At 55.2% G+C, this 17,453-nt stretch carries 13 protein-coding genes and 1 tRNA gene; 12 read left to right on the top strand and 2 right to left on the bottom strand.

Annotation, left to right across the window (positions count from 1 at the left end; genetic code table 11):
• Positions 1 to 199 precede the first annotated feature (199 nt).
• The 3 genes from MWU55_RS03605 (at position 200) to leuB (ending at position 3,330) form a co-directional block, all read left to right on the top strand.
• Positions 200 to 1,078, top strand: coding sequence for a hypothetical protein (locus tag MWU55_RS03605; RefSeq protein ID WP_246934335.1), 879 nt, complete (start codon positions 200 to 202; stop codon positions 1,076 to 1,078).
• Positions 1,075 to 2,151, top strand: a complete 1,077-nt coding sequence (locus MWU55_RS03600) for an endonuclease/exonuclease/phosphatase family protein (protein WP_246934334.1) — start codon at positions 1,075 to 1,077, stop codon at positions 2,149 to 2,151. Before MWU55_RS03605 ends, MWU55_RS03600 begins: the two co-directional genes overlap by 4 nt.
• Positions 2,152 to 2,226: 75 nt before the next feature.
• Positions 2,227 to 3,330, top strand: a complete 1,104-nt coding sequence (gene leuB / locus MWU55_RS03595; RefSeq protein WP_246934333.1) for a 3-isopropylmalate dehydrogenase — start codon at positions 2,227 to 2,229, stop codon at positions 3,328 to 3,330.
• Here the strand turns inward: leuB and MWU55_RS03590 are convergent.
• Positions 3,327 to 4,985, bottom strand: coding sequence for a Na/Pi symporter (locus MWU55_RS03590; RefSeq protein WP_246934332.1), 1,659 nt, complete (start codon positions 4,983 to 4,985; stop codon positions 3,327 to 3,329). The two genes, leuB and MWU55_RS03590, sit on opposite strands and share 4 nt — an antisense overlap.
• 48 nt (positions 4,986 to 5,033) lie before the next feature.
• Here MWU55_RS03590 and MWU55_RS03585 point away from each other — a divergent pair.
• Positions 5,034 to 5,110 (top strand) — tRNA-Pro (locus tag MWU55_RS03585).
• A gap of 62 nt (positions 5,111 to 5,172) precedes the next feature.
• On the opposite strand, the gene MWU55_RS03580 is transcribed toward MWU55_RS03585, so the two are convergent.
• The gene (locus tag MWU55_RS03580) at positions 5,173 to 5,616 is read right to left on the bottom strand and encodes a cytochrome C (RefSeq protein WP_246934331.1); all 444 of its coding nucleotides are present in this window, start codon (positions 5,614 to 5,616) and stop codon (positions 5,173 to 5,175) included.
• Between the two features lie 683 nt (positions 5,617 to 6,299).
• On the opposite strand from MWU55_RS03580, the gene MWU55_RS03575 reads away from it, so the two are divergent.
• From MWU55_RS03575 to MWU55_RS03540, 8 genes are all read left to right on the top strand, one after another.
• A complete protein-coding gene (locus tag MWU55_RS03575; RefSeq protein WP_246934330.1) occupies positions 6,300 to 6,653 on the top strand; it encodes a hypothetical protein in 354 nt (117 codons plus the stop codon).
• Between the two features lie 3 nt (positions 6,654 to 6,656).
• Positions 6,657 to 8,669 (top strand): dynamin family protein, encoded by a 2,013-nt coding sequence (locus MWU55_RS03570; protein ID WP_246934329.1) that lies wholly within the window; start codon positions 6,657 to 6,659, stop codon positions 8,667 to 8,669.
• A 5-nt stretch (positions 8,670 to 8,674) separates the two neighbouring features.
• Positions 8,675 to 10,291, top strand: coding sequence for a dynamin family protein (locus MWU55_RS03565; protein ID WP_246934328.1), 1,617 nt, complete (start codon positions 8,675 to 8,677; stop codon positions 10,289 to 10,291).
• Positions 10,291 to 10,725: a hypothetical protein gene (locus MWU55_RS03560; protein ID WP_246934327.1), complete on the top strand. Its 435-nt coding sequence runs from the start codon at positions 10,291 to 10,293 to the stop codon at positions 10,723 to 10,725. The genes MWU55_RS03565 and MWU55_RS03560 overlap by 1 nt, the downstream gene beginning before the upstream one ends.
• An 18-nt stretch (positions 10,726 to 10,743) precedes the next feature.
• Entirely contained in the window at positions 10,744 to 11,559 is an 816-nt protein-coding gene (locus MWU55_RS03555; RefSeq protein WP_246934326.1) for a hypothetical protein, read from the top strand.
• Between the two features lie 133 nt (positions 11,560 to 11,692).
• Positions 11,693 to 13,687: a dynamin family protein gene (locus tag MWU55_RS03550; RefSeq protein ID WP_246934325.1), complete on the top strand. Its 1,995-nt coding sequence runs from the start codon at positions 11,693 to 11,695 to the stop codon at positions 13,685 to 13,687.
• On the top strand, positions 13,684 to 14,958 hold the full coding sequence (locus MWU55_RS03545) for a dynamin family protein (protein ID WP_246934324.1): 1,275 nt from the start codon (positions 13,684 to 13,686) through the stop codon (positions 14,956 to 14,958). The genes MWU55_RS03550 and MWU55_RS03545 overlap by 4 nt, the downstream gene beginning before the upstream one ends.
• 317 nt (positions 14,959 to 15,275) lie before the next feature.
• The gene (locus MWU55_RS03540) at positions 15,276 to 17,363 is read left to right on the top strand and encodes a serine/threonine-protein kinase (RefSeq protein WP_246934323.1); all 2,088 of its coding nucleotides are present in this window, start codon (positions 15,276 to 15,278) and stop codon (positions 17,361 to 17,363) included.
• Positions 17,364 to 17,453: the final 90 nt, after the last annotated feature.

The following is a 17,453-nucleotide window of genomic DNA, read 5'->3' as shown; positions in this document are numbered from 1 at the left end:
AAGATTAGGGGTCAGTTGGCATTTCTGGCCCCTTTTTGCTGCTCATTTGGTGCAATCCAGCATCATTTTTTGCTGTCTGAACACAATCTGGACACCAAATGCGTGCAAAACTTGCGAAATCAACTGATCCCGCGCAGTATCAAGCTCAACCACCCTGGCTTGAACCCCAAAGGGGCAAGCGACGGAACAAGGATGCGGCATGAATCGCACCGTCCGTATAGCGGAGGAAGAGGCATTGGTAAAACGACTGATAGGCGCCATTGTGCGTGCTTGTCTCATAGTGATGTTGATTGCGACACCCTCAATCCTGGTTCCAGGAGTAAGCCAAGAGGGTGGTCAAATTGTAGCTATTCTTGCCCTTGCGGGTGCGGCGCTGACCACGTTCGAATACGCATCCACCTATCCCAGCATTGTCGAATTCCGAGACGCTCGTCCCTTTAACCGCATCCGTTTCTTGTCGCTGTTTGCGTCAATACTGTGCCTTTCCATTATCGCCCGCTCGCCAATCGATCCATCGCTCCCGGTCGAGTTTCTGACCGCGATTGGCATTCTTGTTGGGCAAGCGATTGATTTCCCCTATAGCCCCGTTCGTGCGGTGGTATCTCTCCTCCCGCCCGACGCTCCGTTTGCAGATCTTGTGCAGCTACGGGCCTTTGCGGGGATGAGCTATCTGATTTCTCTTGTGTCCGTTGCGATATTTCTGATCGCACTTCGCCTGACCAACTGGCCTTTCTATCGTCAATCCAGTTTCAATGTCTGGGTAAACCTACCCACGTTTGACCCAACCAGCGGGGGCGACATCGTGCGCCGTTTGAAACGCGACGCTCGCTGGAACATTGCGCTTGGGTTCCTATTGCCCTTCCTGACACCGTTCTTAGTCTTAGAAACCGCTGCCCTTTTCGACACGTTCGAAGTCATCGAGCTTCAAACGATGATCTGGACCGTCACTGCTTGGGCCTTTCTGCCCGCGAGCTTGTTCATGCGTGGGATCGCCATGCAGCGCATTGCTGTGATGATCAGCGACGAACGCAAGCGCAATGGCACGCCTGCCCGCAATGGACAACTTGTAACCGCATGATACGACCCTTTCTGGCGTTGTGGTTGATACTTTTGCCCGGCATGGCTGCGTCCGACAGTTTACGTATAGCGACATATCACGCTGACCTGCGCAAAAAGGGGCCGGGGCTTCTTTTGCGCGACATCTTGAAAGAGGATCCACAAATCGTTGCGCTGGCAAAGGTGATTTTCCACGCGCAACCTGATGTCTTAGCGCTTCAGGGGTTTGACTATGATCTTCAAGGGCACGCGTTGGCGGCATTTCAGGCCCAACTGGATCAAATCGGCTATCCTATGCCGCACAGCTTTGCTGCCGCCCCAAACACCGGGATCGACACAGGTTATGACCTTGATGGCGACGGACGACTTGCCGAGCCCGGGGATGCGCAAAGCTTCGGAAAATACACCGGGCAAGGCGGCATGGCGGTGCTGTCCCGTGTTCCAATCGGCCAAGTGCGCAACTTCTCGGACCAATTGTGGAAAGACATACCCAACCCGCTTTTGCCCAAGCCCGAAGAAGATCAACTGCCCGCACCGGACTCGCTGACAGTTCTGCGACTAAGCAGCGTGGCACATTGGGATGTCGAACTGCGACCTGAAAACGCGCCTGCGTTCCATCTGCTAACCTTCCACGCCAACACGCCTGTTTTTGATGGGCCCGCAGACCGTAACGGCCGCCGCAATCATGACGAGGTTACGTTCTGGGCAAAATATCTGGATGGCGTTCTATCAGTTCCTGCCCCGGTGGCCCCGGTGATCATCGCAGGCAATGCCAATCTAGACCCGGTGGATGGCGATGGGCGGCACAAGGCGATCAGCGAGCTTCTAACCCACCCGAAACTACAAGACCCAACCCCGCAAAGCGCCGGGGGGATGGTTGCTGCAGATCAAAACCATCAGGCCAACCCGGCGTTTGATACGGTCGACTGGCCCGATGGAAAACCGGGCAATCTGCGGGTCAGCTACGTCCTGCCAGATGCCCGATTGCAGGTAACCGACAGCGGGGTGATCTGGCCCACGCCAGACGACCCTTTCGCACAAACTGTGGAAACCGCATCCCGCCACCGGCTCGTCTGGGTCGATATCGACTTTTAGGCCGTTGTTTTCTTGACCCTGAGCGCCCAGCAGGCTAGGCCCATCTGCGACGAATTCAGTGCAAGGAATGCCCCCATGACGAACCCCTCTCTGCTAATTCTGCCCGGTGACGGTATCGGCCAGGAAGTGATGGCCGAAGTGCGCAAAGTAATCGACTGGATCGGTGACAAGCGTGGCGTGAACTTTGACGTGAGCGAGGATCTGGTGGGTGGTGCTGCCTATGACAAACATGGCGTGCCGCTGGCCGACGAAACCATGGCGAAAGCCCAAGAAGTTGATGCCGTTTTGTTGGGTGCCGTTGGTGGTCCGCAGTATGACGATCTGGACTTTTCGGTGAAGCCCGAGCGCGGCCTCTTGCGCCTGCGCAAGGAAATGGACCTGTTTGCCAACCTGCGCCCGGCACAGTGCTTTGACGCCTTAGCCGACTTCTCGTCCCTGAAAAAAGATATCGTGTCGGGTCTGGACATCATGATTGTGCGCGAGCTGACCTCGGGCGTTTACTTCGGCGAGCCGCGCGGCATTTCCGAAGTCGACGGCCAGCGCGTGGGCGTGAACACCCAGCGCTACACCGAAGCCGAGATTGAACGCGGCGCACGTGCTGCTTTCGAACTGGCGATGAAGCGCGACAAGCGTCTGTGCTCGATGGAAAAAGCCAATGTGATGGAATCGGGCATTCTGTGGCGCGACGTGGTCACCGAGGTGTCGAAAGACTATCCAGAGGTCGAGCTGAGCCACATGTATGCCGACAACGGTGCCATGCAGCTGGTCCGCGCGCCCAAGCAGTTTGACGTGATCTATACCGACAACCTGTTCGGCGACATCCTGTCGGATTGTGCCGCCATGCTTACCGGCTCGCTGGGCATGTTGCCCTCGGCCTCGCTGGGTGCGCCGATGGAGAACGGACGCCCGAAAGCAATGTACGAACCCGTCCACGGATCCGCCCCGGATATCGCTGGCGAAGGCAAAGCCAACCCCTGCGCTTGTATCCTGAGCTTCGCGATGGCCCTGCGTTACAGCTTTGACATGGGCGCAGAAGCCGACCGTCTGGAAACTGCAGTTGAGAAGGTATTGGCAGACGGTGTGCGTACCGGCGACCTTCTGAACGATGCAGGCGTGAAACCAGTATCGACCTCAGAAATGGGCGACGCAGTAATTGCTGCACTGGACGCGAGCCTTTAAGAACTTTCCCCCTCGGCCTTTTCCGGGGCCGAGGGGAACCCCTGCCGCGCGACCGACTGATAATGCGCCACGCGTTCGGCATGATGCAGGCTTCGATCAAGCCACCTCATCGCATCTGTATGCGCAAATACCTCGTGCAACTCATAGATCCCAGCATGTTCGCCCAGCAAAAGCCCACGGCGGTGCTTGTCTTTCCTGTGCCGAATAATTGCGTGTAGTCGTGCAAGACGCGCGGCATCGGTAGATCGCCTAAGAGCCGCACCAACAGCCAGCGTAGGACGACGCAGAACGCGATCCTCAAGCAGTTCGTCGATATGGGTGGTCTGGCTTGCGCGATTGATCAGCCGTGACATGTGGTCGGTCTGATGCAACAGCGCGGAATAGGTCTCTTCTTCAACCGGATTGTCCCGCTCGGGATGGATATGGGACAGGAACTCGGACAGTTCGGCCAATGCTTCTTGATACGGAACCAAAGCGGATATGCCGCGGTAGTCGGGGTCAACCTGCATCGCGCGCCCCAAGGCCGCGAATAGCCGTGAGGCGATCTTGTCGCTTGCCCCTTGCGCCGCCACCAACGCGGCGTCCGTATCCGCAAGCAAGTTACGATCCAATGCGATCAGCCTGCCTTCACCCTTATCAGGCACCAATTGCGACACCATGGCCGCAAAGCTCTTGGTCACCGGCAGGAACGCCGCTGCACCAATCAGATTGAATCCGGTGTGGAAAACTAAAAGCGCGGTCAGCGCATCAAAGCTTTCGGCCACCCAGCCCAGAAACGGAAGGATGAGCAGAAGCAGGGGAAAGGCAAATGCGGCGGTCACACAGTTGAAGATCAGGTTCGCGATAGCCGTTTGGCGCATTGGCAGTGAGCCCCCGACCGACGCCAGAATGGCCGTAAAGGTCGTGCCGATATTCATCCCGATCACAAGGGCTGCAGCCTGGACCAGCTCAATCGCGCCACCTTGAAGAAGGACCAAAGCCAAGGCCATGGCTGCGCTGGAGGATTGCATAACAATCGTCATGACCAACCCGACCCCAACCAGGAACAGCAAGCCGCTGATACCAGTGCCCGGAAGGATGTCCGGTGTGACCGTATCTTTGAAACCCCCAAGGCCGGTCTGCATCAGCTCAAGCCCGATGATCAAAAGACAAAGCCCTGCAAACCCACGCCCAATGCGCTTCCACATGCCATTGCCCAAAAGGTCCAGAAGGCTCGCCGGTAAAAGAAGCGCCATTGCCGCGATTTCCAGATCAAGCTTGAACCCAACAAGCGACACCAACCAGCCGGTCGCAGTTGTGCCGATATTGGCGCCGTAGATAATTCCCAGCGCCTGAACCATGGTCAGCAACCCCGCCCCAACAAACCCAACTGTCAACACGGTCGTCGCACTGGAGGATTGGATCACGGCTGTGCCCAGCGCCCCGGTGATGACGCCTCGCAACGGGGTGGTGGTAAATTGAGCAAGCAATCGACGCAGGTTGGATCCTGCCGCATCACGTAGGGCATTTGTCAGGATCTCCATCCCGACCAGAAACATTCCGATGCCACCGATGGCATAGTAGATCTGCACGCTTTTGCCCCAGCTCAGTTCCAGCCCAGTTTGTCGCAATACGATGTGCTTCTCAAGCGTAACGGCTTGCTTCTCATGCGGCAAAAGGCGCTTGCAAATTGACCCTGTGAGGTATAGGTCACCCGCCACGGTCGGGCTGTAGCGCAGCCTGGTAGCGCACCTGCTTCGGGAGCAGGGGGTCGGAGGTTCGAATCCTCTCAGCCCGACCAAATACAAAGGTCCCTCGCGGGGCCTTTTGTTGTTTTGGACGCATGGATGCTTCCATGCGCTTTTACTCCGAGTACGTCGCGATAAAGGCTACGATATCATCCGCGCCCTTTCGCAGTTTGACCGACATGTTCGGACGCGCTTTGGGATCATTCAGAAAAACGCGAATGAAACCTATTGGGTCTTTGGCGTATTCGATCAGGTTTTCGGATGTCCAAACCAGACCCTGTTCGCCCGCGCGGATCATGTCGTCTGTGAACATACCAATCGGCAAACGCTCGCTCCCATTCCGATAATCGCCTTCGGTCCCGGCCTGTCGTCCGATGACGCCATAAAGGTTTGGCCCGGTAATCCCGCCTTTCATCAACACCTCACCTTCCGGGCTTATGATGGCGTGGCAGGAAGAGCAGCGGTTGTAGAGTTTTTCGCCGCGCAAGGGATCACCGTCGGCATAGGAGTGTATGGGGGCCAGTAGGAAGGCAGCCAGTAGGTGGATAGTTTTGGTCATCAGGAAGGCCTCGAGTGGTGGTGTCTTGCGACACCTATCCGAGGTCTGGATAACCCAATTTGTCACAGATCAATTCGACTAAAAGATTACACTATTAAGTTGTAATTTCTTTCAGTGACCAACCCGCATCAATCACATTTCGTGACGCAATTTTGCTGTGAATTCGTTCGCAGTGCATCGTTATTGCTTTGATCCTGATCGAGTTACGAAAACTGCCAACTTTGACGACCTGCGTAATTGACACGAATTATATCTATATATTCCGGACACCTAATGCATCCGAATACGATTCGGATTCTGAAGAAAGAATCACATGACCCAATGTGGAATCGATCAGAATATGGGATCCAATACTGACAAATGCGGATTTAGGCTCAGATTCTTTGGACATATTGCAAATTCTTAATTTCTCTTAACAATGGAAATGTAAGCAAATTTTGGGGCGCCTCATTTCTGCCTCATTTGAGACACCAAGAACCCTCAATTGGGTCTAATTACCGCCCGGTTCTGGGTCAAGCTCGTTAAGTGTTGTGTTTATGAGTTCCTGTCCTCTCTTTTTTCAGAGGCCTGTCTGGTATCCCACTCTACCTAAACCAAAGGCCCCAACCGTGAACGCTGTATCCAACATTGTAGATATTCAGAAACATGCCGTTTTTGTCTTAAGACGGGAATTAAGCGACCGCTTGCAATATCTTAGCGCGGCCTATCCCGGAATCGGGTTTGGCATCTCGCTGATGACACAGGACGACGAGCATTACATGCTGGCGAACGCCAACATGCAGCTTCCAGAAAACAAAGCCGATGGCTTTCCGAATGGCGAACAGATCGCAAAACTTGAAAGCGGGGATCGCTTTCAATGCGTGAGTGTTTTCGCAGATGTGCCGGAAGCCCTTGTTGAGCGAACATTGCCCGAGACAAAGCTGATCCGTGACGTCATCGAACTGATCGAGCTTATCGATGCACCTTCGAGATTGCCCGCAGGTCGTGTCTTCGGTGAAACCATTCTAATTGACGCCCTGAACGGCACGGAGGGCTAAGTCGTGACCCGCAATGTCCATCTCCTTGCCACGGGCAATGAGGCGCTTGAGCCGTTGAATGATGCATTCAGCAGCTTGAACGCGACAATTGATCAACTGACTGCCATCGCGGATGCGCGCAGTTCGGCCCGATTGGCCAAACTGACCACGCGGATGGAGGAGTTCACCGCCAACGTAACTTTCGTTGGGCAGGTCAAAGCGGGGAAATCCTCGCTTGTGAACGTTTTAGCGGGGCGTCCGGGGCTGTTGCCTTCGGACGTGAACCCATGGACATCCGTCGCCACAACGTTGCACGTCAACACGCGCACGCCTGGCGATACCAAAGCAAAATTCACTTTCTTCGATCATGACGAGTGGCAGAACCTGACAGCCGGGGGCGGACGTCTAGGTGAACTGGCCAATCGTGCTGGGGCGGATGACGAAATGGACGACATCCGCCGTCAGGTCGAAACAATGAAGGCCCGGTCCGAAGAACGGCTAGGCAAGCATTTCGACCTGATCATGGGCCAGAGCCACTCGTATGACTATTTCGACGACGATCTGGTGCAGCGCTATGTCTGCATGGGCGACGAAGATGATCCGAATATCAGCGCGGAAAGCGGCCGCTTCGCAGATGTGACCAAAACCGCCGAGCTATATTTGGACATTCCCGAATACCCGATCTCGTTGAACCTAAGCGACACCCCTGGCGTGAACGATACCTTCATGGTGCGCGAGCAGATTACATTGCGCAGCCTACGCGGGTCCGAGGTCTGTGTGGTTGTCATGGCTGCAAGCCAAGCACTAACCACCATGGATCTTGCGCTGATGCGCATGATCTCGCAATTCGAGAACCGTCAGATCATTCTGTTCATCAACCGCATTGATGAGCTGCACGACCCAGTTACTGAAGTTCCCGAAATCCGCGATCGTGTGAATGAGATGCTGAAGCAAAGCAGCATCGGCACCGATGCCAGCGTGATCTTCGGAAGCGCCATGTGGGCCGAGGCGGCCCTGACTGGTAATTCTGATCTTCTGTCCGAGGACGCCGCAAAATCCCTGAACAAGCTTTACGTCGCTGCCGGCTTCGATACGGAAGACGTTTCGCTTGAGAAAATCTGGGCCCTGTCTGGCCTTCCGGATCTGCTGCTTGCAATGAACGAGCGGATCGCCGAAGGCGCAGGTGCCCGCCTGTGCAACCGTGTTCGCAACCGCGCGCGCAACATGGCCAGCCAGATCCGTGCAACCTCGGTCGCGAAGACGCTGACCGACACAGGCACCATGGTCTATGACCTTGACGGCAAGACACCAGAAGACGCGATCAAAACCGTCGCCGCAGATTATGAAACTCGCGTAGCCGAGCTGACTGCGTCGCTGCGGGACACTGTTATGCAGCGTCTGGCACGTACGGAAGAGAACTTCATCAAACGCGCAACGGCGTCGTTGATCGAGCATTTGGAAAAGAACGGCGAAGATGGCACGTGGCAGTATGACCCTGCCGGCTTCCGCGCGCTTCAAAAATCCGCGTATTTCAACTTTGCGCGGTCCATGCGCAAAGAAGTTGGCGCGCTTTATCAATCCGCAGCACACGACATTGAAACTGTTTATCGCAAGCTTCTGGGTCAGAATCTGGGCGAGTTCACTATCGAACCCCCAATCGTCCCGAACGTTCCGCCCCCTTTGGCCATTGGTCGGACGATTGCGTTGGATTTGCAAAGCACATGGTGGCGTCGTTGGTGGCAGCGCCGAAAAGGCATCGCAAGCTATGCGGCTGATTACACGCGGTTGGTTGCATCCGAAGCAAGCTCGATCACCAAAGACATCGAAGAAAACCAGATCGCAGCGGTCCTTGAAAATGTCCGCGCAGCTTTGGCTGAATTCATGGTGGAACAGCAGGAAACCCTATTGGGGATTTCAAAGTCTGCGCAAGCGAAGATGGACGACGAAGCCATCAAAGCGGCAGGCCTGCAACCTACCAAATCACCAGACGAACTTTTGGGTGACATCCTGAAAGATCTGGGAACCGAGGCAGCGTAGCTCGCATGACTGAAAACACTTCACCACGCACCGTCACAGCTGATCAGTGGACACGCCTGAAGCGCTGGTCACATCGCAAACCTGTTTTTGCCTTGATGGGTGAATTCAGCGCGGGCAAGTCGACACTTCTGAATTTCCTTTTGAAAAACAACACACTGCCCACGCAGGTCACGGCGACACAGTTGCCGCCCATTTGGTTTTCATGGGGCAACAAACCTGCCTATGTGCAAATGCTGGACGGAAGCCGCGAACCTATCGAGCTGGACCAGATCGGAGATATTGGGGTTCAGGGCGCACATTTCGTCCGCGTCTATCTTGAGGCTGACATTCTGGAAGCGGTTGACCTGATCGACACGCCGGGCATTTCGGATCCCAAGATCTCGACCGATGTGTGGCGACGCGCCGTAGGTCAGGCCAATGGTGTTTTGTGGTGTACCCACTCGACCCAAGCATGGCGCGAAACGGAACGTGCGACCTGGGTTTCTCTGCCCGAGCGGCTTCGTCAGAACTCAATATTGCTGGTGACGCGTTCGGACGCGCTGAACCAAAACGATCAGGCCAAAGTATTGCGCCGCATTGATCGCGAAGCAGGTGATCTGTTCCGCAAAGCCATCATGATCTCCGCCCGCGATGCGATCACGGCGCGAGATAAGCCTGAGCATGCGGATCTTTGGGCCAGCAGCGGCGGCGACAAGCTGGTGGACAATTTCCTGGCCATTACTGCGGACATTATGGAAGCGCGCGCGGGCATGCGGTCGCGCTATACGAAAGACGAAACAAGTCTGGAAACAAGTTCAGACGCTTTGCAGCTTGGCGGTGATGAGGCATCTTCCCGCGTTTGGAGCCCTCCGGTCCTATCCGTTGCGGATGATGAGAAGCCCGAAGACGATACCAACGTGATCCGCATCCGCCCTGCGCGTCCGCGCCGCGATGTCAGTCGCCGCGATGACAGAGAACCGCGTGAACGGATTGATGCCGAAGAGGCAAGCAAACTACGCGCGCAGGTGCACACCGATGGGCAGGACAACAGTGATGAACAGGATCTAAAGTCCGTCTTTGAGGTCTCGGACGAGCCCGAAGTGGATGAGGTCGAGGTTGCCGAAACCCCTGATCTGGAAGACATCACTGATGATCTTGAAGTCACCGCAGAGGACGCGCCGGAAGAGGAGCATCCGGACGCAGACGAGGCCCCCATGGCTGCGTCAGAACCCACGAGCGAAGATACGGCAGAAGAGCCGGAACAAGATTCTGATGCCCTGATCGCGTCCATCAGTGGGCTGGTCTCTGAAGAAGACGACACCGCAATCTCGGAAGAAGCCGAAATCGAGCAGAAAGAAACTGCAGATGAAAGCGCAGTGGTTGAACCCATCGGGAAGCCCGCTAGACAAGCTTTGTACAGTTTGCCTGAGACTGCGCCTCTGAGCGCTGCTGACGCATGGGCTGAACACCTCGCATCCCTTGGCAGCATCAGCGACACGTCAGATCTGATGGATGAATTTCAAGCCTTCCTGAAATCCTTTGACGATAAGGCTCGCGAGCATCACGCCCGCCAATCGCAAGATGGGCTTCAGGCCCTTGGTGAAGAAACCGCAGAGGCCGATACAGTCTGGCACGTTCTGTGATGCAGGCGCTTCACAAAGGCACTCCGACAGGTGGGGCGCTCTCGCTTGATGAAACTCTTCTGGCCGCAATGCAGTCCGTCCCGAATTGTTTGGCGGCGGGCTATATCGATATGCAGACCGGATTCCTTTTGGGGCTTCAGGGGCAGGATCAGGACAGCATGGATGCGCTTGAAACCCTGTCGACATCTGTCGCCAATCTGATTTTGGGACAAGGTGTGCGCACATTCGAAGAGTTGTTGTCCGACGACAAAGACGCTTCGAGTACTGGGTTTGGTGAAATCGCGATCTATTCGGGCGGGCGGCTTTACGTGCTTCTCAGACGAGAGGATCAGCCGGACCACCTGATCTGTTTCGTTTCTGACGGTGATACAAATGTTGGGTTGGCGCTGGCTAAATCTGCGGCAAATCTGAACGCTATTTCGGCTTCGGTTTAATTGCGGATGGGTATGGTGATGGAACAGAGCGATATTCTTTCTCGGCTCACTGACATCGTGGACAACACCGTTGCACGGGGTGATCAAAGCATTCACCTAAACCACACATCAACCGAGGCGCGATGCTTGGCTGCCATCGAGATTGTCCACGCCACCATCCTTCCCCGCATGATCCAAATCAGCAATGATGAAGAAGATGCCGTAACGCTTTCTGTAAACAATGGCCGTGTTGCGTCCATGTCGGACACGGCTATGGACGGCGTGCAATCCAACACGCCCGAAACTACGGCGGAACATGTCGCGCAAATACTGGCGATGATTTGTTCGGGGACAGGCTTGAAATTACACAGCACCCCGCCCGACAACACGGACGAAGTTGCCGCGACTGGCATTCCAACTTCTGAGATCGAAGGCGCCTTTGATGTGATGGAGCTGTTCCATGACGAGGCAGCGCCTGACGCTGACACAGCATTAGATAAACCTGCTGTCTTAAACGAGGCGTGTGGACTGGCGGCAAGCTTCCATTCTGAAGCCAAGAAAATTACCGATCAACGAATTCTGATTGGCCATGATGACACCGCAGTCGCGGGACCTGATGGTGTTCTGACGCAAAATTTGGATGCAGTTGGGCAGTTGATGGATGATCTCGCAACTTGGGATGCTGAAAATGGCGGCCAAGAAGCATCACCTCAGTTAGTGATCCTGCGGTCATGTCGAGAAGAGACGCCAAGTTTGACAATTTGCCGTGATATTGATGCAACGGCGATGGTTGTTCATCACACACGAAGGCTTGGTGCGGTTGTTCAAATGTGGAAATCATTGACTGCAAAGTAAAATTTTAGCTGAATACTTCAGCGTCTCGCATTTTTACGCGCGATGCACGGGGATGGAGTTTCTTTAAGTTAGGGGTGGAAGCCAATTAATGGATGAGGTCCGTCGACAGGATTTAATTCGGGTCGCCGAAAGAATGGCGGAAACGGCACGCGAAGAAACGCAGCCGTTCATTGCGCGAATCCTGTCCGACCTTCAATCGCTGAAACCCGGCATCGCCTTTGTTGGACAGATCAAAGCCGGGAAATCCCGGCTGATCAATGGCTTTACCGGCCAAGCAGATTTCCTGCCGTCTGATGTAAACCCCTGGACCACCGTCGTGACGGATATGCATTTCGGGCACCCATCTGGACGTGTGTCAGGTGGTCTTTTTCACTTCTTCGACAACGCGCAATGGCGGGCGCTTTTGACCGAAGGGGATGAGATCCGTGACATGCTGCCGGATGTCGAAGACGACTATAAGCGGCAGATCATCGAAGAACAGATCGAGGCGATGAAGACCCGCGCCCAAAAGCGCCTTGGTTCGCAATATGAAGAACTTCTGGGCACGGCGCATGATTTCGAGGATCTGACACAAGACGACCTCGCCCGTTATGTCAGCGCAGGCGCAGACCCGGAGGATGAAGCCGCGCAGTCGGATGAAAACGCGGCCCCCTACTACAGCGATCTGACGCGGAAAGCAGAAGTGTTCTTTGAACAGGGCCTGTTTCCCTTTCCACTGACGGTTACCGACACGCCCGGCATCAACGATCCGCTTTTGATCCGCGAAGAGATCTCGCACCAACATCTGCGTAATGCCGATTTCTTTGTGGTGGTTCTGTCAGCGCATCAGGCATTATCGCAAGCTGACCTGAAACTTCTGCGGCTGATGCAGGCGCTTGAGCTAGGACAGATGGTTGTCTTCGTGAACCGCGTGGACGAGCTGAACCGTGGGGTCAAAGACGCTGCAAACGTGCATGCCGAAGTTCGCGCGGGGCTTGAACGCACCTTGGACAGCGCCAAACTGACCGTGATTATGGGCAGCGCGCAGTGGGCGCATTATGCGTTGACCGGCGACAAGACCGGCATTGATCACGACCAAATTCTGGCTTGGCTCAAAGCGCACCCCCGGAAAATGAAACGCTTCCTTGAGGGGATCGAGCGGCTTAAGAAATCTCAGAAGGAAGGGGCATCCGAAAGCGCATTGCGCCTTGCTGCAATGATTGCATCGGGCCTTCCTGATCTGCGCAGCCATGTTGTGCGTGAAGTGTCCGAGGGTCCGCGCGTAGAACGCCTTTTGATTGCAGCAAAGCAACTTCGAAACTTTGCCACAAACGAGCTGGAACGCCGCCGTGTCCATCTGAAAATCGTTGATAACGATACGATTGATGAACACATCGCGAAACAGACCGACAGCGGTGCACTTGCCCAGTTGACAAGGATGGTTCTGGAAACTCAGGACAAATTGGCGGCAGAAGCTGACCAGTGTGTCGATAAGCTGCGTGAACAGCTAAGGGAAACGGTTCAGACATTGGTGCGTGAAGTGGTTCAGGGGCCAAATGGAAAATCACCGCTGCTGAGTGCGGGTGGTGCGACGGAACTTGAGTTTGGACCGTTGCGTCAAGCCATGCGTGAACAGCTTCTGGACGCAGCACATGACCAACGGCAAAGCATGTTGAACGAACTTTACGTGCTCGACTTGCAATCTAACACGGCGCTTCAGGACCTCAACGATGGGCATTGGGACAGCGAGCTGAATGTGGATGCCAGCGCCTTGCGTTGGTATCGGCCCGACACAAGCGCCCTGACGCGCGGGATCACGATTGAACTGCGGGTGTCGTGGCTGGCACGCCTTCTGAAACAAAAATCCGTTGTTGCCCGTGCCGAGAACCTAATCACGCGCGAATTTCAAAGCATCTCAGAAGACTTGGCGACAAGCTTCCAGTCCGATCTGAAACAGCGCTTGGAGTCGGTCATTGATCACCACCTTGCCCTTCTTGGCGTTCGGTTCGAGGAAATGGATTTCGCGTCCGAGATCTCTCGTCCTGATGCGCATGACGCACTGGAAAACGCCAAGAGGGTTGCAAATGAGCTGGAAGAGTTGTTCCAAGAGGGGAGCGAACCTGAACAGCGACTCGAGGCGGCAAAGTGATCAATTTCCCAGAAGCAGATACTGTCATTCAGCAGTTGGAAGCTTTTCTGAACCAAACTGAGGCTGCGCCGAAATCTGGCCCGCTGGATGCTATGCGGTCGCAGGCGCAAAGCCATCTAGACCAATTGACAAGTGCCGTAACCATTGGGTTTGCGGGTGAGTTTGGGGCCGGAAAATCCAGCTTGGCAAACATGCTGGCAGGCACCGATATCTTGCCAACTGGCCCACAGCATCTGAAACTTCCTTTGGTCATCGTGCAATACGCAGCTGATTTGGAAACCACAGTCGGCTGGTGGGCAAATTCGCCACAGACTTTTGCCGGGATCGATCTTGAAAAAGCCGCCGGGTTCGAGCCTGACTTCATCTCGATCGGGTTGCCTGCGGAAGCCCTGCAAGAAATGGTTCTTTTTGATCTGCCGGGATCGGGCGCGTTGGATGAGAGCTATAAGCAAACGCTGGAGCTGCTGAAATTCGTTGATTGCGCGATCTGGTGTACCAACGGCACCAATGCATGGCGCGAAACGGAACGGTTCCTATGGTCGCATGTTTCGAAGGAGCTGCAGGAAAACAGCCTGCTGGCTGTGACGCATTCGGATTTGCCAGTGGTTGCCGAAACGCTTCCCCGTCTGCTTCCCCAACTTGAACGTGACAGCAAAGACCTGTTTCAAGCGGTTGTCCCAATTGGCACCCCTGTCGCTGTGAAAGCGATGGAGCAAGAGCCCGAGCCGGATTACGAGCTGTGGGCATCCTGCGGGGGTGAAGATCTGGCGAAACGGATTCTGGACCTCGCCGCCACACGCAAAACGCGGGATATCGAGAAAGCCCGTAAGGATCTGGATGAAACGCTGACCCCCGCGCTTGCCGCTTTGGGCGGCTCGGATACAGTTGTGTCTGAGCCGGAAGAAGCAAAGCCTGCGCCAACGCCGAACACATCGACAGATGACGCTCCTTTGGAAAACCCCGTTCTTGAAGAATGGAAGGCCGAGCTGCGCGACCTTCAGGCTCAATTGCGCGAAGAGCCCGAACTTGAGGCAACTGAACTGTTGCGCGTGTGTCAGGAAATGGTCGACGAGTTCACCATGAAACTGGAACCCGGAAAGAACATCGATGCCTCGGCCGACTGGATTGTGGGTGAGTTCGAAAATGCATCTGACTTGCTGACACTGATGCAATTCGAAGACACGCCGAACGCTTCGGAAGCCGTTTTGAACGTGCTGGCACAGCTGAGTGACAACCTGTCATGGGCCGGAACGCAAAAGGCAGATGCATAGCACCCGCCAAAGGGGAAAGAGCCGATAGAATCACTGAAGTGATTCCGGGCGTTTCCGCTAACGCGCAATTTCGATCTCACCCTGATTCTCTGCCAAAAAACGCGCAAATCACCCTTCTGATCTTCTTCGTTTGAGCAACAAAGCCGCTATACTCGCGCCTTTGTCGCCCAGAGTCATACGTAAGTCATGGGGGTGCCACAGTTTGGTCCCAATTCCTAAGTCTAACTTCGGGTGCATCAGAGGTTGAGTTTACCGTGTTGAATTGGTTCGTTGGTTAGAAAATCCTCTGCCGAAAAGTGAGACGCAGGTAGAACCAAATGAGCCACAATCAGGCCTCGGGACGGGATTTTGAAAATCCCCAGATTTCAGCATTGCAGCCGGGTGAAAAACTGCTGCGTGGTCAGTATGAAATCCTTCGCTTCCTGAACAATGGCGGGTTCGGGATCACCTACCTTGCGCGCGACAGTCTGGACCGGAATGTCGTTATCAAAGAATGCTTTCCCGGCGCTTTGTGCCACCGTGTTGACGGGAAGGTCGAAGCCGCGGACCCCGCTTACGCAGAAGACCTGCGCTCGATTATCGACTTGTTCATCCAAGAAGCGCGCAACCATGCCCGGTTGGTGCATCCGAACATCGTAAACGTCCATCAGGTGTTTGAAGACAACCAAACCGCCTATATCGCGATGGATCTGATCAATGGCGGTGATCTGCTTGATTACGTTCAAGATAACCGAAACAACATCACGCCAGACTTCATTGTCAAAGTGACGGAAAAGATGTTGTCGGCGGTGTCTTTCATCCACGACAACGGAATGCTTCACCGCGATATTTCGCCGGACAATATCCTGATCGACGAAAACGGCGAGCCGATCCTGATCGACTTCGGCGCGGCGCGCGAACAGGCTGCAAATCGGTCCGCTGCGCTTTTAACACTGCGTGTGATCAAAGACGGATACTCGCCTCATGAGTTCTATGCGCGTGGGGCGGATCAGGACACAACCAGCGATTTGTATGTTCTGGCGGCAACGCTTTATCACGCGATCAGTGGCGAACGCCCAATCGACGGAAAAACCCGGCAAGATGCCTTCAATGCAGGTCAGGAAGACCCATATGTCCCGCTGGCTGGACGCTTTGAAGGCTATCCCGATGGCTTCCTTGAGGCGCTGGACAAGGCGATGGAAGTTCACATCGTCAACCGTGTTCAATCAGCGCTCGAATGGCTGAGGATGTACCGCGGTCCAGCAGTTGTATTTGAAGAATTCGGGTATCGCCCAAGTTCGGTCATCGTGGCGTTGGAACGCCCGGATGAAACCGAAAAAACCAATGAAAATGCAGAGGCAATCGTATCCGCCCTTCTGGCCAGCGAAGAGGACCTAACAACAGCCGCGCGCTCTGAAGGGCTCACTCAACCAGAGCCAGAACGCGACCCGTCCGTAACTGTTGTTAAAAGCAACTCAGGCGGGGGCAGCAAAGCGATCATCGGCGTGGTTGCACTGCTGGCACTCGGCGCTGGCGGCTACTTCGCATTGAAGGGATCAGGCGACGCTCAAGACGCACCTGCGACCGAGATCGCTGCGGCAGACACCGCCCCGGTTGCGCTTGTGCCTACGATCGAACCCAGTCCAACTGATAGCCCCGCCGCGACATCAACAGAGGCCCCTGCGCCAGAGCCTGTTGAAACGGAAACCGAAACGGAGACCTCTCAGGCGCCCGCCGTTGCCGCCGCACCCGAGGTGGAGGCAGAACCCGTCGTCACCGAAGCCCCGGCAGAACCCACATCAACTGAGCCGGTAAACCTGCAAGAACAACAAGTGTCCTTCGCGCACTGGGATGTTGAAATTCCTTTCGCAACAAGTGTTCGCCGCCTGTCCACCGGCAACGCGGTTGTCATCACCGGCGTTGATCCGAAGCGCGATATGTCGATCATCGGCGACTGGGTAAGCCGCGGCACCGTGATCTTTGCTGTCAATGGAACACCTGTTTCCAACAGCTCGGGCATTGCAGGGCGCGCGCTTGAGAAGCTTGAGGTCGATCCGGACGGCCACGTCCGCGCTGTAGCGCGCTATCGCGCCAATGGGGCAACACGTGCGCAAAACGGTCTTCTGGCCCTGCCTGCGGTGCGTATTTTTGGGCTTGAGAATGGCGTCGGGCTTTCAGCACGTAAGAACGCAAATGATGGGTGGGATGTCGAAGTCACCCGCGTTCCGGCTGAATTGACAGATGGGTTGCAGCAAGGTGATGTTTTGCTGGCAGAAGCCACAACCGAAAAATCCATCAACGAGGCTGAAAGCCTTGATCGTATTCTGGAAGCTCTTGTTGCTGATGGCGTGCCCCAAGCCCGCCTGACCGTGTTGCGCGACAGCCGAGAGGTTCAGGTCCCCATGCAGCTCGCTGGGGGATCCTGACACTGTTCAATAAATCCATCTGCCAGAAACTGTAATCTGTGAACCTTGTATCGGTTCGGGCGGTCGTTGGACCCGCTGCAGAAAGTAGCA

Origin of the sequence: Aliiroseovarius sp. F20344, from assembly GCF_023016155.1 — a bacterium.
GTDB lineage: Bacteria > Pseudomonadota > Alphaproteobacteria > Rhodobacterales > Rhodobacteraceae > Aliiroseovarius.
The sequence above is the reverse complement of the archived record's forward strand: the minus strand, read 5'-3'. Positions and strand labels throughout refer to the sequence as shown.

Bases quoted from the DNA above. Each gene is read 5' to 3' on its own strand.
- MWU55_RS03555 (WP_246934326.1), top strand. From the start codon at position 10,744: ATGGAACAGAGCGATATTCTTTCTCGGCTCACTGACATCGTGGACAAC.
- MWU55_RS03560 (WP_246934327.1), top strand. From the start codon at position 10,291: ATGCAGGCGCTTCACAAAGGCACTCCGACAGGTGGGGCGCTCTCGCTT.
- leuB (WP_246934333.1), top strand. From the start codon at position 2,227: ATGACGAACCCCTCTCTGCTAATTCTGCCCGGTGACGGTATCGGCCAG.
- MWU55_RS03550 (WP_246934325.1), top strand. From the start codon at position 11,693: ATGGCGGAAACGGCACGCGAAGAAACGCAGCCGTTCATTGCGCGAATC.
- MWU55_RS03605 (WP_246934335.1), top strand. From the start codon at position 200: ATGAATCGCACCGTCCGTATAGCGGAGGAAGAGGCATTGGTAAAACGA.
- MWU55_RS03580 (WP_246934331.1), bottom strand. From the start codon at position 5,616: ATGACCAAAACTATCCACCTACTGGCTGCCTTCCTACTGGCCCCCATA.
- MWU55_RS03565 (WP_246934328.1), top strand. From the start codon at position 8,675: ATGACTGAAAACACTTCACCACGCACCGTCACAGCTGATCAGTGGACA.
- MWU55_RS03600 (WP_246934334.1), top strand. From the start codon at position 1,075: ATGATACGACCCTTTCTGGCGTTGTGGTTGATACTTTTGCCCGGCATG.
- MWU55_RS03540 (WP_246934323.1), top strand. From the start codon at position 15,276: ATGAGCCACAATCAGGCCTCGGGACGGGATTTTGAAAATCCCCAGATT.